The sequence below is a fragment of the Streptomyces sp. NPDC021562 genome (assembly GCF_040640875.1).
Lineage (GTDB): Bacteria > Actinomycetota > Actinomycetes > Streptomycetales > Streptomycetaceae > Streptomyces.
Window position 1 is genome coordinate 377014 of sequence record NZ_JBFACN010000003.1, and the last position, 23528, is coordinate 400541.

The following is a 23528-nucleotide window of genomic DNA, read 5'->3' on the forward strand; positions in this document are numbered from 1 at the left end:
TGCCTACGCCGCGGCCACCTCGCACCACACGTACTTCCCCCGGTTGCCGAACCTCGACAGCGGCTGCCAGCCCCACAGGTCCGAACAGGCCCGCACCAGCGCGAGCCCTCGCCCCTCCTCCACCTCCCCGAGCCGCTCCAACGGCACCGGCGGCTCGGGTGCTCCGGGGTCCGCGTCCCACGCCCCGATCCGGAGGGTGCCGGGCGGCGACCAGCGGATACGGAGGGCGGCGGGGCCCTTGGTGTGCCGTACGGCGTTGGACACCAGTTCCGTGGCGAGGAGTTCGGCGACGTCGAGGCAGGGGGTCAGCCCGTGCGCCGTGAGCACCAGTCTCAGCGTGTGACGGCTGACGGTGACGGCACGGAGGTCGTTGGGGATGGTGAGCGTGTACTCCCAGCCTTCGGGCATGCGTCATCAACTCCGGTGGTGGTGGGGGACTTTCCGCAGGGTGGCGTTGCCGCCCCCCGTCGTGGCAGGACGGGGCGGTGCACTTCCGCTGCGTGTTCGGTGCGTCACTGACGGTATGGGTAACTTGTTACCCGTGGCAAGCTGATCGCGTGATCCGCCCCTGAAAGAAGGAGAGCAACTCGTGGTCCAACGACCCGATCCGACAGCGCGTCAGGTGCGCCTGGGCCTTGAGTTGCGCAGGCTCCGTGAGGCGGCCGGCATGACCGGTGCGCAGGCGGCGGCTCTACTCGGGGCGAACAGGGTCCAGATCAGTCACATCGAGCTGGGGCTCACAGGCGTGAGCGAGGAGCGGGTACGCCGACTGGCGTCTCATTACGCCTGTACGGACCGGGAGTTCATCGACGCCTTGGTCACGATGGCCACCGATCGAACGCAGGGTTGGTGGGAGGAGTACCGGGGGCTTCTGCCTAATTCGTTCCTGGATCTGTCGGAGCTGGACCACCACGCCGCCTTCCAGAGGGATGTGGCGATCCTGTACGTGCCGGGCCTACTTCAGACGGAGGAGTACGCTCGCGCGGTCTTCTCCTCCCGGCTCCCGGAACTGACGCCCGACGAACTTGAGTTGCGCGTCAGTCACCGAATGGCACGCCAGTCCAAGGTCGGTTTCCCGCATGAGATCGTGATCCACGAGGCCGCGCTGCGCATGCGGGTCAGCGACCGTGCCGCCGCGCGGGCTCAACTCCTCCGGCTCTTGGAGCAGTCCCAAGCGGATCACATCACCTTGCGGGTCATCCCTTTCGACCTGGACGGCTTCGCCGTGGCGTCGAGCACGATGACGTACGTGGGCGGACCTGTGCCGAAGTTGGACACGGTCTCACGCGACGCTCCCCATGGCTCGGTCTTCCTTGATTCCGAGGCCCAGCTCAATACCTACCGGACACGCTTCCATAGGGTGGAGGGCGTATCGCTCGAACCGGATCGGTCGCGCGACTTCATCAACCGGCTGCTGAAAGAGCTGTGAGGCCCCGATGGACAACTGGCGGAAGTCGTCCCACTCCGGTGAGGGTGACGGCAACAACTGCGTCGAGATAGCCACCACCCCCACCCGCACAGCCGTCCGCGACTCCAAAGCCCCCGCCCGCGCCACCCTCACCTTCCCCGCCCCCGCCTTCAGCGCCTTCCTCGGCGTCTTGAAGCGAACCCCGGGGCGCTGACCCCGGTTCACCGGCCCTCTGTCAGAGCCTGCGGGTACCGTCGGATCATGGCTGACCAGGCGGGGACCCCCACAGGTGAGCGGCGGCTCGCCACCCTTGAAGGCGTGCTCGAACGCATCACCTACGCCAACGAGGACAACGGCTACACCGTCGCCCGTGTCGACACCGGCAGAGGCGCCGGCGACCTGCTCACGGTCGTCGGCGCGCTGCTCGGTGCCCAGGTGGGGGAGTCGCTGCGGATGGAGGGGCGCTGGGGCTCGCACCCGCAGTACGGCAAGCAGTTCACCGTCGAGAACTACACGACGGTGCTGCCGGCCACGGTGCAGGGGATCCGGCGGTACCTGGGGTCGGGGCTGGTCAAGGGGATCGGCCCGGTGTTCGCGGACCGGATCACGCAGCACTTCGGGATCGACACCCTGCGGATCATCGAGGAGGAGCCCAAGCGGCTGATCGAGGTCCCCGGGCTCGGGCCGAAGCGGACGAAGAAGATCGCCGATGCCTGGGAGGAGCAGAAGGCGATCAAGGAGGTCATGCTCTTCCTCCAGACCGTCGAGGTGTCCACGTCGATCGCGGTGCGGATCTACAAGAAGTACGGCGACGCGTCGATCTCCGTCGTGAAGAACCAGCCGTACCGGCTCGCCGCCGACGTGTGGGGCATCGGGTTCCTCACCGCCGACAAGATCGCCCAGTCGGTGGGGATCCCGCACGACAGCCCGGAGCGGGTGAAGGCGGGGCTTCAGTACGCGCTGTCGCAGTCCGCCGACCAGGGCCACTGCTACCTCCCCGAGGAGCGGCTCATCGCGGACGCGGTCAAGCTGCTCCAGGTCGACACCGGTCTCGTCATCGACTGCCTCGCCGAGCTGGCGGCGCAGCCCGAGGACGGGGAGGACCCGGGCGTCGTACGGGAGCGGCTCCCCGGTCCCGGCCCGGACGCCGAACCCGTCACCGCCGTCTACCTGGTCCCCTTCCACCGTGCCGAAGTCGCCCTCGCCGCCCAGCTGGTGCGGCTGCTGCGGACGGGTGACGACCGGATGCCCGCGTTCCGCGACGTCGCCTGGGACAAGGCGCTGGCCTGGCTGAGGGACCGGACCGGCGTCGACCTCGCCCCCGAGCAGGAGGCGGCCGTCCGGCTGGCCCTGACGGAGAAGGTGGCCGTGCTGACCGGCGGGCCGGGCTGCGGCAAGTCGTTCACCGTCAGGTCGATCGTGGAGCTGGCGCGGGCGAAGAAGGCCAAGGTGGTGCTCGCGGCCCCCACCGGCCGCGCCGCCAAGCGGCTCGCCGAGCTGACCGGAGCCGAGGCGTCGACCGTCCACCGCCTGCTGGAGCTCAAGCCCGGCGGGGACGCGGCCTACGACCGGGACCGGCCCCTGGACGCCGACCTGGTCGTGGTCGACGAGGCCTCGATGCTGGACCTCCTGCTCGCCAACAAGCTCGTGAAGGCCGTACCGCCCGGCGCGCACCTCCTCTTCGTCGGGGACGTGGACCAGCTGCCCAGCGTCGGGGCCGGAGAGGTGCTCCGGGACCTGCTCGCCGACGACAGCCCGGTCCCGGCCGTCCGCCTCACCCGGGTCTTCCGGCAGGCCCAGCAGTCCGGCGTGGTCACCAACGCGCACCGGATCAACGCGGGGCAGCAGCCCGTCACCGACGGCATGAAGGACTTCTTCCTCTTCGTGGAGGACGAGACGGAGGAGGCGGGCCGGCTCGCGGTCGACGTCGCCGCCCGCCGTGTTCCGGCCCGGTTCGGGCTCGATCCCCGGCGGGACGTGCAGGTGCTCGCGCCGATGCACCGCGGGCCCGCCGGGGCCGGGGTGCTCAACGGGCTGCTCCAGCAGGCCATCACCCCGGCCCGCCCCGGCCTCGCCGAGAAGCGGTTCGGCGGCCGGGTCTTCCGGGTCGGCGACAAGGTGACCCAGATCCGCAACAATTACGACAAGGGCGAAAACGGCGTCTTCAACGGCACCGTGGGCGTGGTCACCTCGCTCGATCCGGTCGACCAGCGCCTGACGGTGCTGACCGACGAGGACGAGGAGGTGCCGTACGAATTCGACGAACTGGACGAACTGGCCCATGCCTACGCGGTGACCATCCACCGTTCACAGGGAAGTGAATATCCCGCGGTGGTGATCCCGGTCACCACCGGGGCGTGGATGATGCTCCAGCGGAACCTGCTCTACACGGCGGTCACCCGCGCCAAGCAGCTGGTCGTCCTCGTCGGTTCGCGCAAGGCGATCGGCCAGGCGGTGCGCACGGTGTCGGCAGGCCGGCGCTGTACGGCACTGGACTTCAGGCTCTCGACGGCCCGCCTCGCAAAAAATGATCGATCAAATGAGTCGTGAAGGTCACAAGGCACTTCCAGATGGGGAGACAAGGGGGCAGGATGAGCAGGTTGGCGGCACTGAGTGCCGCCAATAGGCCCAATGGTCGACCCCGAGTGCACTCTCCTGAGCCAAATGGGGGATGGTAGAGACAGTCAGGGCACCTCGAAGATGAGGCACTACGTCGGTGAGGGAAGACGTGAGCGACAACTCAGTAGTACTGCGGTACGGCGACGGCGAGTACACCTACCCGGTGGTCGACAGCACCGTCGGCGACAAGGGCTTCGACATCGGGAAGCTCCGGGCCCAGACCGGTCTCGTGACCCTGGACAGCGGCTACGGCAACACGGCTGCCTACAAATCCGCCGTCACCTACCTCGACGGCGAGGCGGGCATCCTCCGGTACCGCGGCTACCCGATCGAGCAGCTGGCGGAGCGCTCCACCTTCCTCGAGGTGGCGTACCTGCTGATCAACGGCGAGCTGCCCACCGTGGACGAGCTCACCACGTTCAAGACCGAGATCACGCGGCACACCCTGCTGCACGAGGACGTCAAGAACTTCTACCGGGGCTTCCCGCGTGACGCCCACCCGATGGCCATGCTGTCGTCGGTCGTCTCGGCGCTGTCCACCTTCTACCAGGACAGCCACAACCCGTTCGACGAGAAGCAGCGCGACCTCTCCACCATCCGCCTGCTCGCCAAGCTTCCGACCATCGCCGCGTACGCGTACAAGAAGTCGGTCGGCCACCCGTTCGTCTACCCGCGCAACGACCTCTCCTACGTGGAGAACTTCCTGCGCATGACGTTCTCGGTGCCCGCCCAGGACTACGAGCTGGACCCGGTCGTCGTCTCGGCCCTGGACAAGCTGCTGATCCTGCACGCCGACCACGAGCAGAACTGCTCGACGTCGACGGTCCGGCTGGTCGGCTCGTCCCAGGCGAACATGTTCGCGTCCATCTCCGCCGGCATCTCCGCGCTCTGGGGCCCCCTGCACGGCGGCGCCAACCAGTCCGTGCTGGAGATGCTGGAGGGCATCCAGGCGAGCGGCGGCGACGTCGACTCCTTCATCCGCAAGGTGAAGAACAAGGAGGACGGCGTCCGCCTGATGGGCTTCGGCCACCGGGTCTACAAGAACTTCGACCCGCGCGCCAAGATCATCAAGGCCGCCGCGCACGACGTGCTCTCGGCTCTCGGCAAGTCCGACGAACTGCTGGACATCGCCCTGAAGCTGGAGGAGCACGCGCTCTCCGACGACTACTTCGTCTCGCGCAGCCTCTACCCGAACGTGGACTTCTACACCGGCCTGATCTACCGCGCCATGGGCTTCCCGACCGAGATGTTCACGGTCCTGTTCGCCCTCGGCCGGCTGCCCGGCTGGATCGCCCAGTGGCAGGAAATGATCAAGGAGCCGGGTTCCCGCATCGGCCGCCCGCGCCAGATCTACACGGGCGTCGTCGAGCGCGACTTCGTCCCCGTCGAGGAGCGCTGACCCGTTTGCCGAGGGGGCGCCGTCCAGCACGGTGCCCCCGCCCCGGCGCAGCAGAAGGCGCCCTGGAGCACCGGTCCCCCCACGGGCCGGCGACCAGGGCGCCTTCCCGTGTCCCGGTGCGGATTCCCCCCACGGGATCCGGCCGGGCGCTCGGTGCGGCAGCGCCTGAATCGCTGCGTTGAGCACAACGGGCACCGCCCGCCGTACTACGTGTCGTGCCAACAGTGATGCGGTGCGATCTGCCGGGACCCGTACGGCACGGGAGGGCCGCTCAAAGCTTCCCGACGTACGTGCCCCGGCAACGCATCTCTGAGGAAGTCCCCCAAGACATCCCCAGATGCCAGGTCAGCGCCCCCCAAGACGCTTCTCTGACATCGCCAACTTAGACCTTCGAACCCCTTCGATGGTTACGTTCACATCACTGTGATCTGCGTCTCTTGCATATGTCCGATAGATGCGCAAGAGCCCCGATACAGCGATCGGAGCTCAAGCGTAAGGATGATGCGCGAGCCTTGTGAAGAGCTTATGTGAGGTGCGCGCCGGACTCCAGGGGGACTTCTACATCCGGCGCGGTGAAGAGTTGGCGACTCTCACCGGAAGGCGCGCAGCCGCAGGCTGTTGGTCACCACGAACACCGAGGAGAAGGCCATCGCCGCCCCCGCGATCATCGGGTTGAGGAGTCCGGCGGCCGCCAGCGGGAGCGCGGCCACGTTGTAGCCGAAGGCCCACCCGAGGTTGCCCTTGATGGTGGCGAGGGTCCGCCGGGACAGCCGGATCGCGTCCGCCGCCACCCGCAGGTCCCCGCGCACCAGGGTCAGGTCGGCGGCCTCGATCGCCGCGTCCGTCCCCGTGCCCATCGCGAGCCCCAGGTCGGCCGTGGCCAGCGCCGCCGCGTCGTTGACGCCGTCGCCGACCATGGCGACCGTCCGCCCCTCGGCCTGCAGCCGCCGTACGACCGCCACCTTGTCCTCGGGCAGCACCTCCGCGAACACGCGGTCCTGGTCGATCCCGACGGCCCGCGCGACCGTCTCGGCCACCGGCCGGTTGTCCCCGGTCAGCAGGACCGGCGTCAGCCCGAGCGCGCGCAGCTCGCGCACCGCCTCGGCGCTGGACTCCTTGACCGCGTCGGCGACCGCGAGGACCCCGCGGGCCGCCCCGTCCCAGCCGACCAGGACCGCCGTACGGCCCTCCCGCTCGGCCCTGGAGCGCGCCGCGGCCAGCTCCTCGGGAACGGGGCCGGTGATCTCGGCGAGCCGCCCCACGGCCACCTCGCGGCCTTCCACCCGCCCGCGGACGCCCCGGCCGGGGACGTTCTGGAAGTCCTCGACGCCGGGCAGTTCCCCGACCCGCTCCCCGGCCCCCGCGGCGATCGCCCGCGCCACCGGGTGCTCGGAGGCGTGTTCGACGGCGCCCGCGAGCCGCAGCACCTCGTCCTCGTCGGTGCCCTCGGCGACGTACACCTCCTGAAGGCTCATCCGCCCGGAGGTCACCGTCCCGGTCTTGTCGAGCACGACGGTGTCGACCCGGCGCGTGGACTCCAGCACCTCCGGGCCCTTGATCAGGATGCCGAGCTGCGCGCCCCGCCCGGTGCCGACCATCAGCGCGGTCGGCGTGGCCAGGCCCAGCGCGCAGGGGCAGGCGATGATGAGCACGGCGACGGCTGCCGTGAACGCGGCGGCCGGGTCCCCGGTGACGCCCAGCCAGACCCCGAAGGTGCCCAGCGCGATCAGCATGACGACGGGCACGAAGACGGCGGAGATCCGGTCGGCGAGCCGCTGCACCTCGGCCTTGCCGTTCTGCGCGTCCTCCACCAGCCGTGCCATCCGGGCCAGTTGGGTGTCCGCGCCGACGCGGGTGGCCTCGACGACCAGCCGCCCGCCCACGTTGACGGTCGCCCCCGTGACGGCGTCGCCGGCGCCCACGTCCAGCGGTACCGACTCACCGGTCAGCATCGACGCGTCGACCGCCGAGACGCCCTCGACCACGGTCCCGTCGGTGGCGATCTTCTCGCCGGGCCGTACGACGAACCGGTCGCCGACCGCCAGGGACCCCACCGGAACCCGCACCTCGCGGCCGTCGCGCAGGACCGCCACGTCCTTGGCGCCCAGCTCCAGCAGGGCCTTCAGGGCCGCCCCCGCCCTCCGCTTGGAGCGCGCCTCCAGGTAGCGGCCGAGCAGGATCAGCGCGACGACCCCGGCGGCGACCTCCAGGTAGATCGTGGACGCGCTGTCCGTGCGCGAGACCGTGAACCGGAACTCGTCGTGCATGCCGGCCATGCCCGCGTCGCCGAAGAACAGCGCCCACAGCGACCAGCCGAACGCGGCGAGCGTGCCGACCGAGACCAGCGTGTCCATGGTGGCCGCGCCGTGCCGGGCGTTGGTCCAGGCGGCCCGGTGGAACTGCAGGCCGCCCCAGACGACCACCGGTGACGCCAGGGTCAGCGACAGCCACTGCCAGTTGGCGAACTGCAGCGCCGGGACCATCGCCAGCAGCACCACCGGGGCGGCGAGCAGCGCGGAGACCAGGAGGCGCCGGCGCAGCCCGGCGAGTTCGGGATCCGGGCCGGAGGCGGTGCGGGACACAGGGCCGGAGGCGGTGTCGGACGCGGCGTCCGGCTCCGGCCGGGCCGGCTCCGGGGGTGCCGGTTCCTCGGCCGTGTACCCGGTCTTCACGACCGTGGCGACCAGATCGGCGACCTGGACCCCCCGGGGGTATGTGACCTTCGCCTTCTCGGTCGCGTAGTTCACGGTGGCCGTGACGCCGTCCATGCGGTTGAGCTTCTTCTCGACGCGGGCGGCGCACGAGGCGCACGTCATGCCGCCGATGAGCAGCTCGACCTCGGCCGTGCCGGTGGTCGGAGGCGGCGGGGCTATCGATGTCCTCGCGGTGGATGCGGTGCCGGTGGTGCTGGTGGTCATGTCCGGACTCCAGACAACGGACCGGACCGTACGGAGCCAGTATGAGCTGGTCGGCACGGCCCGGCGGAGAGGTGTGTGTCAGACGTGCGTACTGCTGCGCGGGGCTCTCAGACGCGGCCGACGAGCTCGAAGCCCGCCTCGTCGACGGCGGCGCGGACCGCCTCCTCGTCGAGCGGGGCGGCGGACACGACCGTGACCTCGCCGCTGGCCGCGACGGCCGTCACCGAGCTGACGCCGGGGAGCTCGGAGATCTCTGCGGAGACGGAACCCTCGCAGTGTCCGCAGCTCATGCCGGTCACCTTGTAGACGGCGGTCACGGAGCCCGAAGTGTCGGTCTGGGCGGTCATGTCGTTCTCCTCGTCGAGGCGGGTGGGGCCGATGGGGCCCAGGAGGGGGCCCACTCTGGTCACACTATACCCCTAGGGGGTATTTCTCCAAGAGGGGTCCCGGCGCGCCAGCGAGCCCACCCAGGCCACCCCCGCCAGGGAGACGAGTATCAGCAGGCCCACCGAGAACAGCGTGAAGAGGTGCTCCTGTGCCGCGGTCGGGTGCGGGATGTACCCGTCGGCGAACAGCTCCCTGTGCACTCCGGTACCCACCAGGCGGGCCACCAGCCAGATCGCCACGCCGTGCGTGGAGTCCCACAGGGCGTGCAGCAGGGCGACGCCGAGGCAGCTGCCGGCCACCTGCGCGGTGAGCCGGAAGCGGCCGTTCGGGCGACGGGAGGCGAGCAGGACGGCGCCCGCGATCGCGGTCCACAGGCCGTGCCCGAACGGGGCCAGGACGCCGCGCAGGATCTCCGTCTCGATCAGCGCCCGCAGGTCGACGCCCTCGGTGGAGACGGCGGCGTTGAACGCGTACCCGGAGCTCTCCAGGGCCGCGAAGCCGAAGCCGACGGCCCCGCCGAGCACCAGTCCGGCCCGTATGCCGCGGATCCCGGGCAGCCGGCGCAGGACGAACACCAGTGCGCCGAGCTTCACCGCCTCCTCGATCAGGCCGACGCAGACGAACATCCCCCAGGACGGGCGGACGAGGTAGGACTCCATCACCGAGGCGCCCAGCACCCCGAGCGTGCCGCCCGTCAGGAAGCAGCCGAGGATCGCGCTGACGCCGAGGTCGCGGCCGTGCCGCTCGTAGGCCCACAGGACGAAGACGACCGGGACGAGGAAGCTGCCGAGCAGGATCAGCGTCGGCAGCAGCGTGGTGTTCCCCGTCGTGTACGTGACCATCGCGGTGAGCGCCCACAGGGCGAGCCCACCGCCGAGGCAGCGCTTCCACAGGCCCGCGCGGATCCGGGGGTACGGCGGGGGCGGCTGCTGCGGACCCGGGATACGGGCCTGCGGCCGGCCGGGGAACGGAGAGTGGGTCACGGCGGGTCCCCTCGTGCTCCGGCAGGCGCGGATGGCGCCCGCCGGAACCGGTCGATTTACCCGAACTTTAGGCAGAAGTCCGGCATGTCGCAGTCCGAGAGCCGCGGGGGAGTGGCCACCGCCCGGGCCGACGCGCGGGGCGCCGCTCAGGGGCCGGCCCGCCCGGACGCAGAACCCGGCACACACCCGCGCCCACCGGGCCGCGCGCGTGCCCTCGACGACGCCGCCGGGCGTGTCGGGACGTCCGGCCCTCTCGCGTGCTCGTGCCTTGAAGGTGAGGTGCTCGTTGAGTGTGTCGAGTCGCAGATGACGGAATCGGATAGTGGGGGACGGCGTGGAAGTGGTGGGCGTGCACCATGCGTACCGCCGACGGGCGGTGTTGCGCGGGGTGGATCTGCGGTTGCGTCCGGGGATCATCGCCGGGGTCGTCGGGGAGAACGGTGCGGGCAAGTCGACGCTGTTGAAGATCTTGGCCGGTGAGCTGCGGCCGAGCCGCGGAACGGTGCGTCACAGGGGCAGCTTCGGCTACTGCCCGCAGCAGGTGGTGCTCAACGACGCGTTGACAGTCGCCCAGCACCTGGAGTTCTTCCGGGCCGCGTTCCGGCTCGCTGATCTGAAGTACGCCGAGGAGCTCGTGGACCTCCTGGGCTTCGCCGACCACGCCGGCGAGCGCGCGGGCGTGCTCAGCGGCGGGACGCGGCAGAAGCTGAACCTGGCGCTGGCGCTGATGCACGATCCGCAGGTGGTCCTGCTGGACGAGCCGTACCAGGGCTTCGACTGGGAGACGTATCTGCGCTTTTGGGATCTCGCTGCCCGGTTGCGGACCGCGGGCCGGTCGGTGCTGGTGGTCTCCCATCTGGCGTGGGACACCGAGCGTCTGGACGAGCTCTGGCAGCTGGACGCCGGCACGCTGCACCTTCGAGAGGAGGCGAGCGCGGCGTGAGAAGGCATGCGAGGCTGTTCGCCACGGCCACCCGCTTCGTGTTGATCGAACACGGCCGTAACCGGTTCGCCATCGTGCTGGTCGTCCTGTTTCTTCCCGCGTGGACGACCCTGGCCTACCTGGCCATGCCGGCCGGCCGGGCCAGGATGCAGCTGCAGGCCACCGGGCAGTGGCTCACCCCACACGGCAACGAACTGACCGCGGTCAGCGGTGCGCTGAACGCGGTCACACTGATCACCGGATTCCTGATGTTCGCCGCCACCTTCAATTCCGGCAGCTTCGACAAGCGCCTGGCCCTGGCCGGCTTCCCCCGACCGCACCTCGTCGCCGCGAAGACCACCGGGCTCGCCGTGGCCTCCGCGCTGGTCGCCGCCTACGCCACCGCCGTCACCTGCCTGACCTGGTCACCGCGCCGGCCCGTCCTGCTCATGGCAGCCCTGTTCTGCGCCGCTCTGACCTACGGCATCCTCGGCATCGGCTTCGGCTCCCTGCTGCGCCGCGAGGTCGAGGGCATGTTCGCCATCGTCATGACCAGCATCATCGACCTGGCCCTGCAGAACCCGGTGACGAGCTCCGGCGCCGACAGCCCCGGACTGCGCCTGCTGCCCTCCTACGGAGCGATGCAGGCCGCCACCGCCGCCGGATTCTCCACCGAGGCCGTCCCCGGCTGCCTGGTCATCCAGCTGGCCTGGTTCACCGCAGCCGCCGCAGCCGGCCTGCTCGCCTTCCGGTACCGCACCCGCACCGCGCTGCCGGCGCACGCCCGCTCCCTGCCGGCACCACGCCAGGACACCGACGGGGAGAGGCACCCCGCACAGTCCCGCGGCACCCCACGCTGAGCGGCCCCGAGAGAGATCGAACTCGCAACCTCCGCCCCTGCCGCGTCGTTGACCCCAACGTGCCGGCACCGAACATCTCTTCCGATCACCGCCGATCCCTCATGCGCGGCAGCACGGGCGACCCCGTGCTACGAGCCGCGTACCAGGCCTGCCGGCGGCAGACCCGACGCGACCCGGTCGAGTACGCGCTGATCCAGCTGGTTCCGGCCGTGCTGCGCCCGGCCTGCTGTGCACTGTGGGCAGCCGCGAACGCCGTCGACGACCTGGCCGACGACCCTGACGCCACGGCCCGAGAGCGGGCCGCCCGGGTCGAGGCATGGACCGTCGCCCTCACACGCGACCTGGCCACGGGGAAGAGCACGGACCCGGTCCGGTACGCCCTGGTCGACACCGCGGTGCGCTGGCGCCTGGACCTGACCGGACTGCGCGGTGCACTGGAACTGGTGCGTGACGACACGGCCGGACGCCGCTTCACGGACTGGGCCGGCTGGCGGGCCTGGGGGCGCGGGACGCTGCTGCCGTGGTTCGAGCAGATGCGGGACCTTTTCGGCCGGGCGGGCATCCCTGTGGCCCTGCGCCTGGACAGTCAGGACGCTTACGAGCAGTTCCTCGACGGTGTCCGGCTCACCGACATCCTCACCGACCTCGCCGCCGACCTCGCCCAAGGAGACCTCCTCCTGCCTCTGGAGGCTTTGGCACATCATCCCGGCGCCGAACAGGACCTGCTGGACCGCCGCTGGAGCGAGCAGGTCGCAGCGCTGATCCCCCACCTGACGGCAACAGCGCGCCGTTGGACGACCCAGCCCCAGCTGACGCGCGGCATGCACCCCGGACCGGCCACCGTCATCGACACCATGGCCGCCCTCCTGCGCGCCCAGCTCGATGCCATCGACCGGGCCGGTCCCAAGCTCCTGCGCACAGCACCGCGCCCACACCTCCTCACCGGCGTCCGCATCCTCGCCCCTGCCCGGCTGCGTGCCGCGCTGGCCTGGAAGCTCACCCCTCTGATCACTCCTGGCCCGCGCCGGGCCGTCCTCCCCCACAGCGACATCACGCCACGCCCCATCCCGGCCGCCCGTACCCGCTACCGCAAGCCGCCGCCCCACCCCGAAGGCCTCACACCGCCGCGCATCCCCGCCGACCGGATGCCCGGCCATGTCGCGGTCATCATGGACGGCAACGGACGCTGGGCCCAGGAACGCGGACTACCCCGCCACGAAGGCCACCTCGCCGGCATCCGAACCTTGCGCGACACCGTCCACGGTGCCCTGGAAATCGGGCTGCCCCACCTGACCCTCTACGCGTTCTCCACCGAGAACTGGCGGCGCGACACCGAAGAAGTCGGCCGCATCCTGTCAGCGATGCGCGACGAACTCGACGCAGACCCCTACCGCGACCTGGACGTCCGCCTGCGCTGGTCCGGCCGGCCCGAAAGGCTGCCCGGCGACCTCGTCGAAGCCCTGCGCCGGCAAGAACACGCCACCCGCACCCGCAGCGCCCTGACCCTGACCTTCTGCATCAACTACGGAGGCCGCGACGAGATCACCCGCGCCGCCGCCTCCCTCATCCGCGCCGCCCAGGCAGGCCACATCACCCCGGACCTGCTCAGCGAACGCGACGTCGCCGCACACCTGCCCCACCCCGACCTGCCCGACGTCGACCTGCTGTGGCGTACCGGAGGTGAACGACGCACCTCCAACTTCCTGCCCTGGCAAGCCACCTACGCCGAACTGCACTTCACCGACCTGCACTGGCCCGACGCCGACCGACGCCACCTGTGGCAGGCCGTCATCGCCTACAGCCGGCGCCAACGCCGACACGGTGCCACCCCACCAGCTGACAGCCCTCCCGCAGGAACCACTCCGGCAGCCGGACAGAAGGACGCCCCAGGTCGCTGCATTGATGCCACCGACTGAGGCTCCAGCAGGCCGAACGACCACCGTGGCTTGCGACAGACCGCGTCGAAGCAGACCAGAGCAGGCGCCGCCCCGATCACCGCCATACGGCACCCCGCAGCCTCGCCAACTGCCAGGCCGGAGCGCCTACCCTTCGCGCAGTCCCCGAAAGGAGCACGCGCGTATGCGAGCCGTCGTCTTCGAGAACTTCCGCGGCCCCGCCGAGGTGAGGGAGGTCCCCGATCCGTGCCCCGCGCCCCACGGTGTGGTCGTCCGGGTGGAGGCCACCGGCCTGTGCCGGTCCGACTGGCACGGCTGGATGGGCCACGACCCCGACATCACGCTCCCGCACGTCCCCGGTCACGAACTCGCCGGCGTCGTCGAGGCGGTCGGCGCCGGGGTGACCGGCGCGCGCCCCGGCGACCGGGTCACCGTCCCCTTCGTCTGCGCCTGCGGCACCTGCCCGTCCTGTGCGGCCGGCGACCAGCAGGTCTGCGAACGCCAGACCCAGCCCGGCTTCACCCACTGGGGTTCCTTCGCCCAGTACGTGGCGCTGGACCACGCGGACGTGAACCTGGTGGCGATCCCGCAGGACATGTCGTACGCGACGGCCGCCTCCCTCGGCTGCCGCTTCGCCACCGCCTTCCGCGCGGTGGTGCAGCAGGGCAGGGCCGCGGCCGGGGAGTGGGTGTCGGTGTACGGCTGCGGAGGCGTCGGCCTGTCGGCGGTGATGATCGCGGCGGCCTGCGGGGCGCGCGTGGTGGCGGTCGACGTCTCGGCCGGGGCGCTGGACCTGGCGAGGGAGTTCGGCGCGGCCCACTGCGTGAACGCGGCGGACACCGGGGACCCGGCGGCGGCCGTCCGCGACCTCACCTCCGGCGGCGCCCACCTCTCCCTGGACGCCCTCGGCTCCCCGGCCACCGCGGCCGCCTCGGTCAACTCCCTGCGCCGCCGCGGCCGACACGTCCAGGTGGGCCTGCTGCCGTCCCCGGAGGGCACCACCCCGGTACCGCTGGCCCGGGCGATCGCCCTGGAACTGGAGCTCCTGGGCAGTCACGGCATGGCCGCCCACGCCTACCCCGCCCTCCTCGACCTGGTCGGCGCCGGCACCCTGCGTCCCGACCTCCTGATCGCCAGGACGATCACCCTGGACCAGGCCCCGCGGGCCCTGGCGGCGATGGGCACGGCTCCGGCCGCGGGGGTGACGGTCGTCGAGCCCTGGTCCTGACGCACACGCGCCCCGCCGCTCGGCGGGCGGGGCTCCGGCGCGGGGGAGTGGTTCAGAGGTCTCTGCGGCCCCGGTTGCCCGGGCGGGAGGCGACCCAGGCGCGGACCGTGTCCGCGTACCAGTAGGGCTTGCCGCCCTCGACGTGGTCGGGCGGCGGGAGCAGCCCGTGTTTTCGGTAGGAGCGGACGGTGTCGGGCTGCACGCGGATGTGCGCAGCGATCTCCTTGTACGACCAGAGCCTTCGGTCGGTCATGGGACGCACCTCCCTGCGCGCACCGCGGGGGCGACCGGAGGCGGTCACCGGGGGGAACCGGGCGCGGCGCTGGCGATCACAAAGCCTGTGCCCGGTGAACGACGCAGAGTGACCGTCCGCAAGCGGCTGTCGTCCTGGTGTGACCGACAACCCGCGTATGCGTGACATGTGTGACACAACGGGGGCGGTTGTGACAGAGCCGGAGCACAAGCACCCGTCGACTCCCCGGCGGGTCGGGTTGACAGGGGTTGCCCGGCCCCCTCCCTCCCGGGCGTCTCGCATCCTGTCGTCCGAATGTCCGGACAAAGCATTGACACGACGTCCCGCGCAGGGCTACAAACCACGGGAGAGCCATGACGAAGGGATGCCGATGGCGTACGACCTGATCACCATGGGGCGGATCGGGGTGGACCTCTATCCGCTCCAGACCGGTGTCCCGCTCGCCCAGGTGTCGTCCTTCGGCAAGTTCCTCGGCGGGTCGGCGACGAACGTCGCGGTGGCCGCCGCCCGCCTCGGCCGCGGCACCGCCGTCATCACCCGCACCGGCGACGACGCCTTCGGCGCCTACCTGCACCAGGCGCTGCGCGACTTCGGCGTGGACGACCGCTGGGTCACCCCGGTCCCCGGGCTGAACACCCCCGTCACCTTCTGCGAGGTCTTCCCGCCGGACGACTTCCCGCTGTACTTCTACCGGCAGCCCAAGGCACCGGACCTGGAGATCGACGCCCACGAACTGGACCTCGACGCCGTCCGGGACGCCGGGATCTTCTGGGTCACCGGCACCGGCCTGAGCGAGGAGCCCAGCCGCACGGCGACCCTCGCCGCCCTCGCCCACCGTGCCAAGTCGGGCACCACCGTCTTCGACCTGGACTGGCGGCCGATGTTCTGGACGGACCCGGACGCCGCCCGCCCCTTCTACACGGAGGCGCTCAAGCACACCACCGTCGCCGTCGGCAACCTCGACGAGGTCGAGGTCGCCACCGGCGTCCGCGAACCGCAGGCCGCCGCCCAGGCCCTGCTGGACGCGGGCGTCGAGGTGGCGGTCGTGAAGCAGGGCCCCAAGGGCGTCCTCGCCGTGAACCGCGACGGCGACCGCGCCGAGGTACCGCCGCTGCCCGTCGACGTCCTCAACGGACTCGGCGCCGGTGACGCCTTCGGCGGTTCCCTGTGCCACGGCCTCCTCGCCGGCTGGGACCTGGAGAAGATCATGCGGCACGCCAACGCGGCCGGCGCCATCGTCGCCTCCCGCCTGGAGTGCTCCTCGGCGATGCCGACCGCCGAGGAGATCGCCGCCGCGCTCGCCGCCGGAGCGGTGCGGTGAGGGCCGGCCGCGTCACCGGCGCCCACCGCGAGGGCGGCGCCCCCGCCAAGGAGACGACCGTGGACATCGCCGCCCTCGTCCACACCCGTACCCACCACCCCGAGGCGATCGCCGAGGCGGCCGCCCGGCGCGCGCGCCGCCCGCTCCTCAACGAGGACGGCAAGCTGATGATCGTCGCCGCGGACCACCCGGCCCGCGGCGCCCTCGGCGTCGGCGGCGACCGGCTCGCCATGGCCAACCGCGCCGACCTGCTGGAGCGGCTGTGCCTGGCGCTGTCCCGGCCCGGCGTCGACGGCGTCCTCGCCACCGCCGACATCCTGGACGACCTGCTCCTGCTCGGCGTCCTGGACGGCAAGGTCGTCATGGGCTCGATGAACCGGGGCGGGCTCCAGGGCGCCTCCTTCGAACTCGACGACCGGTTCACCGGCCACCGCGCCGAGGACATACAGCGTCTCGGGTTCGACGCCGGCAAGCTGCTGCTGCGCATCGACTACGACGACCCCGGCTCGCTCACCACGCTGGAGTCCACCGCGCGCGCCATCGACGACATGGCCGCGCGCCGGCTCCCCGTCTTCGTCGAGCCGTTCATCAGCCGCCGCACCCCCGAGGGCAGGGTCAGCAACGACCTGTCCGCGGAGGCGGTCACCAGGTCCATCGCCATCGCCTCGGGCCTCGGCGGGAGTTCGGCCTACACCTGGCTGAAGGTGCCGGTCACCGCCGACCCGGACGACATGGCGCAGGTCATGGCGACGTCCACGCTCCCCGCCGTGCTGCTGGGCGGCGAGGTCGGGGACGATCAGGACGGCGCCTACGAGAAGTGGCGCGGCGCCCTGCAACTGCCCACCGTGCGCGGCCTGGTGGTCGGCCGTTCCCTGCTGTACCCGGCGGACGGCGACGTGGCCGCCGCCGTGGACACCGCCGTCGGACTCCTGTGAGGGCGAGAAGATGACGACCAACGAGCTGCATCTCACCAAGGGTTCGACCGCGAACGCCCAGTACGCGCTCGACATCGACCCCAAGCGGGCCGGTTGGACGCACAGCAGCCTGCGGATCGTCGAACTGGCCCCTGGTGGAACGCATTTGTTCACCACCGGGGACAGCGAGTGGATCGTGCTTCCGCTCCAGGGCGGTTGTACGGTGCGAACAGAGGGACAAGAGTTCCAGATCCTGGGCCGGGAGAGCGTGTTCGGCGGAGTCTCGGACTTCGCGTACGCGCCCCGGGACGCCCAGGTCCAGATCGCCTCCGGCGCGGGAGGCCGCTTCGCCCTGGCAGGAGCGAAGTGCGAGCGACGACTCCCCGCCCGCTACGGCCCCGCGCCGGAGGTCCCCGTCGAAGACCGCGGCAGCGGCACCAGCGCCCGGCAGGTGCGCAACTTCGCCTCCGCGGACGCCTTCGACTGCGACAAGCTGATCGCCGTCGAGGTGGTCACGCCCGGCGGCAACTGGTCCTCGTACCCGCCGCACAAGCACGACGAGCACCGGCCCGGCGAGGAGTCGGAGCTGGAGGAGATCTACTACTTCGAGATCGACGGACCGAACGGTATCGGGTACCAGCGCGTATTCCCCTCCCGTGAGGGCGGTACGGACGTCCTCGCCGAGGTCCGCTCCGGCGACGCCGTGCTCGTTCCCGACGGATGGCACGGCCCGTCGATCGCGCAGCCCGGGCACGACATGTACTACCTGAACGTCATGGCGGGGCCGGGCGCGACGCGGGAGTGGCGGATCTGCTTCCACCCGGACCATCTGGAGGGTTACCGATGACGATTCGGCTGACCGTCGCGCAAGCGCTTGTCCGCTTCCTCGCCGTCCAGTTCACCGAACGGGACGGCGAGCGCCGCCGCCTGATCGGCGCCACCTGGGGCATCTTCGGCCACGGCAACGTGGCCGGCCTCGGCCAGGCGCTCCTGGAGTACGCGGACGACATGCCGTACCACCAGGGCCGCAACGAACAGGCCATGGTGCACGCGGCGGTCGGCTACGCGCGTCAGTCGAACCGTCTCGCCACGCACGCCGTCACCACCTCCATCGGCCCCGGCGCCACCAACCTGGTCACCGGCGCCGCCCTCGCCACCATCAACCACCTCCCGGTCCTGCTCCTGCCCGGCGACGTCTTCGCCGCCCGCCCCGCCGACCCGGTCCTGCAACAGCTCGAAGTCCCGTACGCGGCCGACGTGTCCGTGAACGACACCCTGCGCCCGGTGTCGAAGTTCTTCGACCGGATCAACCGCCCCGAACAGCTGATCCCCTCCGCCCTCGCCGCCATGCGGGTGCTCACCGACCCCGTCGAGACCGGCGCCGTGACCCTCGCCCTCCCGCAGGACGTCCAGGCCGAGGCGTACGACTGGCCCGAGCAGTTCTTCGCCGAACGGGTGTGGACCGTACGACGGCCCGCTGCCGACCGGACCGAACTCGCCGCGGCGGTGACCGCGATCAGGAACGCCCGCCGTCCCCTGGTCATCGCCGGCGGCGGCGTCCACCACAGCCGGGCCGAAGCGGTGCTCGCCGACTTCGCCGAGGCCACCCGCATCCCGGTCGCGTCCACCCAGGCGGGCAAGGGCTCACTGCGCTGGGACCACCCGCAGGACGTCGGCGGAATCGGCCACACCGGCACCGCCACCGCCGACGAACTCGCCCGCACCGCCGACCTGGTGATCGGCGTCGGCACCCGCTACACCGACTTCACCACAGCCTCCGGCACCCTCTTCGAGAACCCGGACGTCCGCTTCCTGAACCTCAACATCGCACCCCACGACGGCCACAAGCTGGCCGGGCTGCCCCTGGTCGCCGACGCCCGCAGCGCTCTCACGGAGCTGCGCGGCGCCCTGGACGGCCACCGGACCGCCGACTCCTACGTCACCGAGTACACCGAGGACAAGGAGCGCTGGGAGCAGCGCGTCGACGCCTGCTACGAGGCCGACGAGCCCGACGTCCGGCCGACCCAGCCGCAGATCCTCGGCGTCCTCGACACCCTCGTCGACGAGACCGACGTCATCGTCAACGCGGCCGGCTCCCTCCCCGGCGACCTGCACCGGATGTGGCGGACCCGCTCGCACGACCAGTACCACCTGGAGTACGGCTACTCGTGCATGGGCTACGAGATACCGGCCGCCATCGGGGTGAAACTCGCCGCGCCGGAGCGCACCGTGTGGGCGCTGGTCGGCGACGGCACGTATCTGATGATGCCGACCGAGATCGTCACCGCCGTCCAGGAGGGCATAGCCGTCAAGGTGCTGCTGGTGCAGAACCACGGCTACGCCTCCATCGGCGGCCTGTCCGAGTCGGTGGGCGGCGAGCGGTTCGGCACCGCGTACCGCCTCCCCTCGGACGACGGGACGCTCACCGGCGCCCCGCTGCCCGTGGACCTCGCCGCCAACGCGGCCAGCCTCGGCATGCGGGTGCTGCGCGCGAAGACCGTACGGGACCTGCGCGCGGCGCTGGCGGAGGCGCGGGCCGCCGACGCTCCCACATGTGTCTACGTCGAGACGCAAACGGCAGACACTGTGTCGGGCCCGCCTCCGGCGCAGGCCTGGTGGGATGTACCCGTGGCCGCGACCGCGACCCGAGCCGCCGCGGTCAAGGCACGTGAGCTCTACGAACGGCACGTCTCGACCCGACGCCGCCATCTGTGAAGGAGTAACCGGTCATGACGAAGATCGTCAACCACTGGATCGGCGGCAAGTCCGTCGACGGCACGTCGGGCACCTACGGTCCGGTCACCGACCCGGCCACCGGCGCGGTCACCACGAAGGTCGCGTTCGCGTCGGTCGACGAGGTCGACGCCGCGGTCGCCGCCGCCGAGGACGCCTACCTGAGCTGGGGCCAGTCCTCGCTGGCCAGGCGCACGGAGATCCTCTTCAGGTTCCGCGCACTGCTCGACGCCAACCGCGACGCCATCGCGGAACTGATCACCGCCGAGCACGGCAAGGTGCACTCCGACGCCCTCGGCGAGGTCGCGCGCGGCCTGGAGATCGTGGACCTGGCGTGCGGCATCAGCGTGCAGCTGAAGGGCGAGCTGTCGACGCAGGTCGCGAGCCGGGTGGACGTCTCCTCGATCCGCCAGCCGCTGGGCGTCGTCGCGGGCATCACGCCGTTCAACTTCCCGGCGATGGTGCCGATGTGGATGTTCCCGATCGCCATCGCGTGCGGCAACACGTTCGTGCTGAAGCCGTCGGAGAAGGACCCGTCCGCGTCGATCAAGATCGCCGAGCTGCTGGCCGAGGCCGGACTGCCCGACGGCGTCTTCAACGTCGTGCACGGCGACAAGGTGGCGGTGGACCGCCTCCTGGAGCACCCCGACGTCAAGGCGGTGTCCTTCGTCGGCTCCACCCCGATCGCCCGATACATCCACACCACGGCCTCCGCCAACGGCAAGCGCGTGCAGGCCCTCGGCGGCGCCAAGAACCACATGCTGGTGCTCCCGGACGCCGACCTGGACGCGGCGGCCGACGCGGCCGTCTCCGCGGCCTACGGCTCGGCCGGCGAGCGCTGCATGGCGATCTCGGCGGTCGTGGCGGTCGGGGCGATCGGCGACGAGCTGGTGGCGAAGATCCGCGAGCGCGCCGAGAAGATCAAGATCGGCCCCGGCAACGACCCGACGTCGGAGATGGGCCCGCTCATCACGGCCGTGCACCGGGACAAGGTGGCCTCCTACGTGACCGGCGCGGCGGCCGAGGGCGCGGAGGTCGTCCTCGACGGCACCGGCCACACGGTCGAGGGCTTCGAGGACGGTCACTGGATCGGCATCTCGCTGCTGGACAAGGTGCCGACGACCGCCAAGGCGTACACCGACGAGATCTTCGGCCCGGTCCTGTGCGTGCTGCGCGTGGACACCTACGAGGAGGGCGTGGCGCTGATCAACGCCTCCCCCTTCGGCAACGGCACCGCGATCTTCACCCGGGACGGCGGCGCGGCCCGCCGCTTCCAGCTGGAGATCGAGGCCGGCATGGTCGGCGTGAACGTCCCGATCCCGGTGCCGGTGGGCTACCACTCCTTCGGCGGCTGGAAGGACTCGCTCTTCGGCGACCACCACATCTACGGCAACGACGGCACGCACTTCTACACCCGCGGCAAGGTCGTCACCACCCGCTGGCCCGACCCGGCGGACGCCCCCGCGGGCGTCGACCTGGGCTTCCCGCGCAACCACTGAGCATGAGCGCCTGACCCCGTCGGGGCCGTCCGGAATCCGGACGGCCCCGACTTTTTTTGGCGGCTCACCTTCGGTTCTCGTTTCCGTGGGAGGAAACGGGTGACTTAAGTTCTTTGCGTTCATGGCCTTCGAAAGCAAGGTCATGCGGCGAACAGTCTTGATGATTGCGACGTTCGAGGATTCGATCCTAAGAAAGTGATGTGGCGCGGCTTGCTTTAAGACTGCGGAATCCGAAGGTAAACAGCCATTGACGCCATGGTTTTCGTCGGGGTTCCATGCAGCGCAGCCCAACCGCCGGAGGCATCCGCACAAGTCGATCGGAACCGCCGCATGACCGACACGCTCCGCCCTGTCGACCACGCCGTCACCGAGGCGCCCGACAGTCCCCAGACGCTCAAGCGCTCCATCGGAGTGGTAGGCGGCACCCTACTGACCCTCTCCTGCGTCACCCCGGCCTCCACGCTCTTCGTGGTCGTCCCCGACCTGTTCGGCACCCTCGGCACCGCCACCGCCCTCACCATCGCCATCGGCTCCCTCCTCTGTATCGCCGTGGCGTTCTGCTACTCCGAGCTCGGCACGCTCATCCCGAGCGCGGGCGGCGAGTACGCGATGGTCTCCACGATGGCGGGCCGCCTCGCCGGCTGGCTGGTCTTCGTCCTCTCCCTCCTCGTCGTGATGATCGTGCCCCCGGTGATCTCGATGGGCACGGCCGACTACCTGGCGCCGATCGTCCACCTCGACCCGGCCATGACCGGCGCGGGCGTGATGCTGCTCGCGACCCTCGCGGGCCTGCTGGACCTGCGCGCGAACGCCTGGATCACCGGCATCTTCCTGGTCCTGGAGGTCATCGCGGCCGGCGTGGTCGCCGTCCTCGGCTTCTCCCACAGCCACCGAGGGGTCGGCAGCCTCACCTCCCTCCAGGTGGCGGACACCGGCGGCCACACCACGACGGTCACCGCGATGCTCGTCGTCTCCGGCCTCGCCATCGCACTCTTCGTCACCCAGGGCTTCTCCACCGCGGTCTACCTCTCCGAGGAACTGGAGGACCCGCGCCGCAACGTCGCCCGTACGGTCCTCGCCACCCTCGCCATCTCCACGGTGGTCATCCTCGTCCCGGTCGCCGCGATCACCATGGGCGCGACCGACCTCAAGGCCCTCACCGGCGGCGACATCAGCTCCATGGTCACCGCCTGGTCCAACTCCGCGGTCGGCACGTTCGTCAGCCTCTGCGTGGCCCTCGCGATCATCAACGCGGGCATCGTCATGGTCATCCAGAACTCCCGCGTCCTGTTCGCCTCGGCCCGCGACAAGGCGTGGCCGAACCCGGTCAACCGCGGCCTCTCCCGCCTCGGCCGCTTCGGCTCCCCCTGGGTCGCCACCCTCGCCGTCGGCGTCCCCGGCGCCCTGCTCTGCTTCGTCAACCTGGACACCCTGTACGGCGTCACGGGCGTGTCGGTGACGGGCATGTACCTCCTGGTCGCCGTCGCCGCGCTGCTGTCCCGCCGGGGCCACCACAAGCACACCCCCGCCTGGCGGATGCCGCTCTGGCCGGCGATGCCGGTGCTCCTCATCGTGGTGCTGGCGTACATCCTCACCCAGCAGGAGACGACGTACCTCCTGTGGACCGGCGGCATCACGGCGGCGGCCACCCTCTACTGGGCCTTCTACCTCCGCCCTCGCAAGAACACCCACTGGGTCGTCTCCATCCCCCAGGACGCCCAACCGTAAAACCCCCGACCCGCCCGGCGCCCCAAGGGGCGCGGGGCTGTGTCGATTGCGGCTCCGCCGCGCGGGCGCGAGCAGCCCCCACCGGCCCGCACCCACCCACTGCCCGGCTCGGCACCGCCGGACTCCGCCGCGGTGGCGGATCGCCGCGGCGGCGGGAGGGGGTGGAGCGGCAGGGCTCGACGTGCACCGGAGAGAGCGGCCGAGGTGGAGCGGCAGTGGTCCACGTGCGCCGGGCAGGGCGGCCGGCCCAGGGGCGCGGGGAACTGCGCGAGCAACCCCCACCGTCCTGCACGCACCCACTGCCCTGCACGCCCCTGCTACCCGGCACGCGCCCCCTGCCCCGCGTGCACGCACCCCCGGCGCCCCCCGGTGTACCGCGCCCGAAGTACACGGCGAGGGGCCCCTACTCCTCGGGGATGGCCCGCTGTTCAGACCAGCGTCGGCATCCGTTGTCCGTCCGG

The 23528-nt window shown here is 71.1% G+C and carries 19 protein-coding genes; 14 read left to right on the plus strand and 5 right to left on the minus strand.

Annotated features, from left to right (window positions below):
* Nucleotides 1-3: 3 nt before the first annotated feature.
* On the minus strand, nucleotides 4-408 hold the full coding sequence (locus AB0G52_RS06390; RefSeq protein WP_132886929.1) for an ATP-binding protein: 405 nt from the start codon (nucleotides 406-408) through the stop codon (nucleotides 4-6).
* Between the two features lie 181 nt (nucleotides 409-589).
* Here AB0G52_RS06390 and AB0G52_RS06395 point away from each other — a divergent pair, with 181 nt between their 5' ends.
* The 4 genes from AB0G52_RS06395 (at nucleotide 590) to AB0G52_RS06410 (ending at nucleotide 5426) form a co-directional block, all read left to right on the plus strand.
* Nucleotides 590-1429 carry a Scr1 family TA system antitoxin-like transcriptional regulator gene (locus AB0G52_RS06395; protein WP_132886928.1) on the plus strand — a complete coding sequence of 280 codons (840 nt, stop codon included), beginning with the start codon at nucleotides 590-592 and terminating at the stop codon, nucleotides 1427-1429.
* Between the two features lie 7 nt (nucleotides 1430-1436).
* Nucleotides 1437-1622, plus strand: coding sequence for a DUF397 domain-containing protein (locus AB0G52_RS06400; protein ID WP_132886927.1), 186 nt, complete (start codon nucleotides 1437-1439; stop codon nucleotides 1620-1622).
* A 47-nt stretch (nucleotides 1623-1669) separates the two neighbouring features.
* A complete protein-coding gene (locus AB0G52_RS06405) occupies nucleotides 1670-3958 on the plus strand; it encodes an ATP-dependent RecD-like DNA helicase (RefSeq protein ID WP_361334237.1) in 2289 nt (762 codons plus the stop codon).
* Between the two features lie 178 nt (nucleotides 3959-4136).
* Complete coding sequence (locus AB0G52_RS06410; RefSeq protein WP_132886925.1) at nucleotides 4137-5426, plus strand: citrate synthase; 1290 nt, start codon at nucleotides 4137-4139, stop codon at nucleotides 5424-5426.
* 590 nt (nucleotides 5427-6016) lie between these two features.
* On the opposite strand, the gene AB0G52_RS06415 is transcribed toward AB0G52_RS06410, so the two are convergent.
* From AB0G52_RS06415 to AB0G52_RS06425, 3 genes are all read right to left on the minus strand, one after another.
* The gene (locus AB0G52_RS06415; RefSeq protein WP_361334240.1) at nucleotides 6017-8344 is read right to left on the minus strand and encodes a heavy metal translocating P-type ATPase; all 2328 of its coding nucleotides are present in this window, start codon (nucleotides 8342-8344) and stop codon (nucleotides 6017-6019) included.
* Between the two features lie 107 nt (nucleotides 8345-8451).
* On the minus strand, nucleotides 8452-8691 hold the full coding sequence (locus AB0G52_RS06420; RefSeq protein WP_132887072.1) for a heavy-metal-associated domain-containing protein: 240 nt from the start codon (nucleotides 8689-8691) through the stop codon (nucleotides 8452-8454).
* 72 nt (nucleotides 8692-8763) lie between these two features.
* Nucleotides 8764-9714, minus strand: a complete 951-nt coding sequence (locus tag AB0G52_RS06425; protein ID WP_361334243.1) for a PrsW family intramembrane metalloprotease — start codon at nucleotides 9712-9714, stop codon at nucleotides 8764-8766.
* Between the two features lie 334 nt (nucleotides 9715-10048).
* Between AB0G52_RS06425 and AB0G52_RS06430 the strand changes: the two genes are divergently transcribed.
* From AB0G52_RS06430 to AB0G52_RS06445, 4 genes are all read left to right on the plus strand, one after another.
* Nucleotides 10049-10657 carry an ABC transporter ATP-binding protein gene (locus AB0G52_RS06430; RefSeq protein WP_361334475.1) on the plus strand — a complete coding sequence of 203 codons (609 nt, stop codon included), beginning with the start codon at nucleotides 10049-10051 and terminating at the stop codon, nucleotides 10655-10657.
* A complete protein-coding gene (locus AB0G52_RS06435) occupies nucleotides 10654-11496 on the plus strand; it encodes an ABC transporter permease (protein ID WP_361334246.1) in 843 nt (280 codons plus the stop codon). Before AB0G52_RS06430 ends, AB0G52_RS06435 begins: the two co-directional genes overlap by 4 nt.
* A 101-nt stretch (nucleotides 11497-11597) precedes the next feature.
* On the plus strand, nucleotides 11598-13412 hold the full coding sequence (gene uppS, locus AB0G52_RS06440) for a polyprenyl diphosphate synthase (protein WP_361334249.1): 1815 nt from the start codon (nucleotides 11598-11600) through the stop codon (nucleotides 13410-13412).
* Between the two features lie 163 nt (nucleotides 13413-13575).
* Nucleotides 13576-14619, plus strand: coding sequence for a zinc-dependent alcohol dehydrogenase family protein (locus tag AB0G52_RS06445; protein ID WP_361334252.1), 1044 nt, complete (start codon nucleotides 13576-13578; stop codon nucleotides 14617-14619).
* 52 nt (nucleotides 14620-14671) lie between these two features.
* Here the strand turns inward: AB0G52_RS06445 and AB0G52_RS06450 are convergent, their stop codons facing one another.
* Entirely contained in the window at nucleotides 14672-14872 is a 201-nt protein-coding gene (locus AB0G52_RS06450; protein WP_037649824.1) for a MerR family transcriptional regulator, read from the minus strand.
* Nucleotides 14873-15242: 370 nt separating this feature from the next.
* Here AB0G52_RS06450 and iolC point away from each other — a divergent pair, with 370 nt between their 5' ends.
* The 6 genes from iolC to AB0G52_RS06480 all read left to right on the plus strand — a co-directional run bounded on the left by iolC (nucleotide 15243) and on the right by AB0G52_RS06480 (nucleotide 23067).
* Nucleotides 15243-16193, plus strand: a complete 951-nt coding sequence (gene iolC / locus AB0G52_RS06455; RefSeq protein ID WP_132886919.1) for a 5-dehydro-2-deoxygluconokinase — start codon at nucleotides 15243-15245, stop codon at nucleotides 16191-16193.
* Entirely contained in the window at nucleotides 16190-17128 is a 939-nt protein-coding gene (locus tag AB0G52_RS06460; RefSeq protein WP_361334256.1) for a deoxyribose-phosphate aldolase, read from the plus strand. Before iolC ends, AB0G52_RS06460 begins: the two co-directional genes overlap by 4 nt.
* A 10-nt stretch (nucleotides 17129-17138) precedes the next feature.
* A complete protein-coding gene (gene iolB / locus AB0G52_RS06465; RefSeq protein WP_132886918.1) occupies nucleotides 17139-17954 on the plus strand; it encodes a 5-deoxy-glucuronate isomerase in 816 nt (271 codons plus the stop codon).
* Nucleotides 17951-19822 (plus strand): 3D-(3,5/4)-trihydroxycyclohexane-1,2-dione acylhydrolase (decyclizing), encoded by a 1872-nt coding sequence (gene iolD / locus AB0G52_RS06470; RefSeq protein WP_132886917.1) that lies wholly within the window; start codon nucleotides 17951-17953, stop codon nucleotides 19820-19822. Before iolB ends, iolD begins: the two co-directional genes overlap by 4 nt.
* A gap of 14 nt (nucleotides 19823-19836) precedes the next feature.
* Entirely contained in the window at nucleotides 19837-21339 is a 1503-nt protein-coding gene (gene mmsA / locus AB0G52_RS06475; RefSeq protein WP_361334259.1) for a CoA-acylating methylmalonate-semialdehyde dehydrogenase, read from the plus strand.
* 330 nt (nucleotides 21340-21669) lie between these two features.
* Entirely contained in the window at nucleotides 21670-23067 is a 1398-nt protein-coding gene (locus AB0G52_RS06480; protein WP_132886915.1) for an APC family permease, read from the plus strand.
* The last annotated feature ends 461 nt before the right edge of the window (nucleotides 23068-23528 follow it).

What these genes read in the sequence shown, in the direction of transcription:
- AB0G52_RS06390 (WP_132886929.1), bottom strand. Translation starts at nt 408, where the DNA reads ATGCCCGAAGGCTGGGAGTACACGCTCACCATCCCCAACGACCTCCGT.
- AB0G52_RS06400 (WP_132886927.1), top strand. Translation starts at nt 1,437, where the DNA reads ATGGACAACTGGCGGAAGTCGTCCCACTCCGGTGAGGGTGACGGCAAC.
- AB0G52_RS06405 (WP_361334237.1), top strand. Translation starts at nt 1,670, where the DNA reads ATGGCTGACCAGGCGGGGACCCCCACAGGTGAGCGGCGGCTCGCCACC.
- AB0G52_RS06415 (WP_361334240.1), bottom strand. Translation starts at nt 8,344, where the DNA reads ATGACCACCAGCACCACCGGCACCGCATCCACCGCGAGGACATCGATA.
- AB0G52_RS06420 (WP_132887072.1), bottom strand. Translation starts at nt 8,691, where the DNA reads ATGACCGCCCAGACCGACACTTCGGGCTCCGTGACCGCCGTCTACAAG.
- uppS (WP_361334249.1), top strand. Translation starts at nt 11,598, where the DNA reads ATGCGCGGCAGCACGGGCGACCCCGTGCTACGAGCCGCGTACCAGGCC.
- AB0G52_RS06445 (WP_361334252.1), top strand. Translation starts at nt 13,576, where the DNA reads ATGCGAGCCGTCGTCTTCGAGAACTTCCGCGGCCCCGCCGAGGTGAGG.
- AB0G52_RS06450 (WP_037649824.1), bottom strand. Translation starts at nt 14,872, where the DNA reads ATGACCGACCGAAGGCTCTGGTCGTACAAGGAGATCGCTGCGCACATC.
- iolC (WP_132886919.1), top strand. Translation starts at nt 15,243, where the DNA reads ATGGCGTACGACCTGATCACCATGGGGCGGATCGGGGTGGACCTCTAT.
- iolB (WP_132886918.1), top strand. Translation starts at nt 17,139, where the DNA reads ATGACGACCAACGAGCTGCATCTCACCAAGGGTTCGACCGCGAACGCC.
- iolD (WP_132886917.1), top strand. Translation starts at nt 17,951, where the DNA reads ATGACGATTCGGCTGACCGTCGCGCAAGCGCTTGTCCGCTTCCTCGCC.
- mmsA (WP_361334259.1), top strand. Translation starts at nt 19,837, where the DNA reads ATGACGAAGATCGTCAACCACTGGATCGGCGGCAAGTCCGTCGACGGC.
- AB0G52_RS06480 (WP_132886915.1), top strand. Translation starts at nt 21,670, where the DNA reads ATGACCGACACGCTCCGCCCTGTCGACCACGCCGTCACCGAGGCGCCC.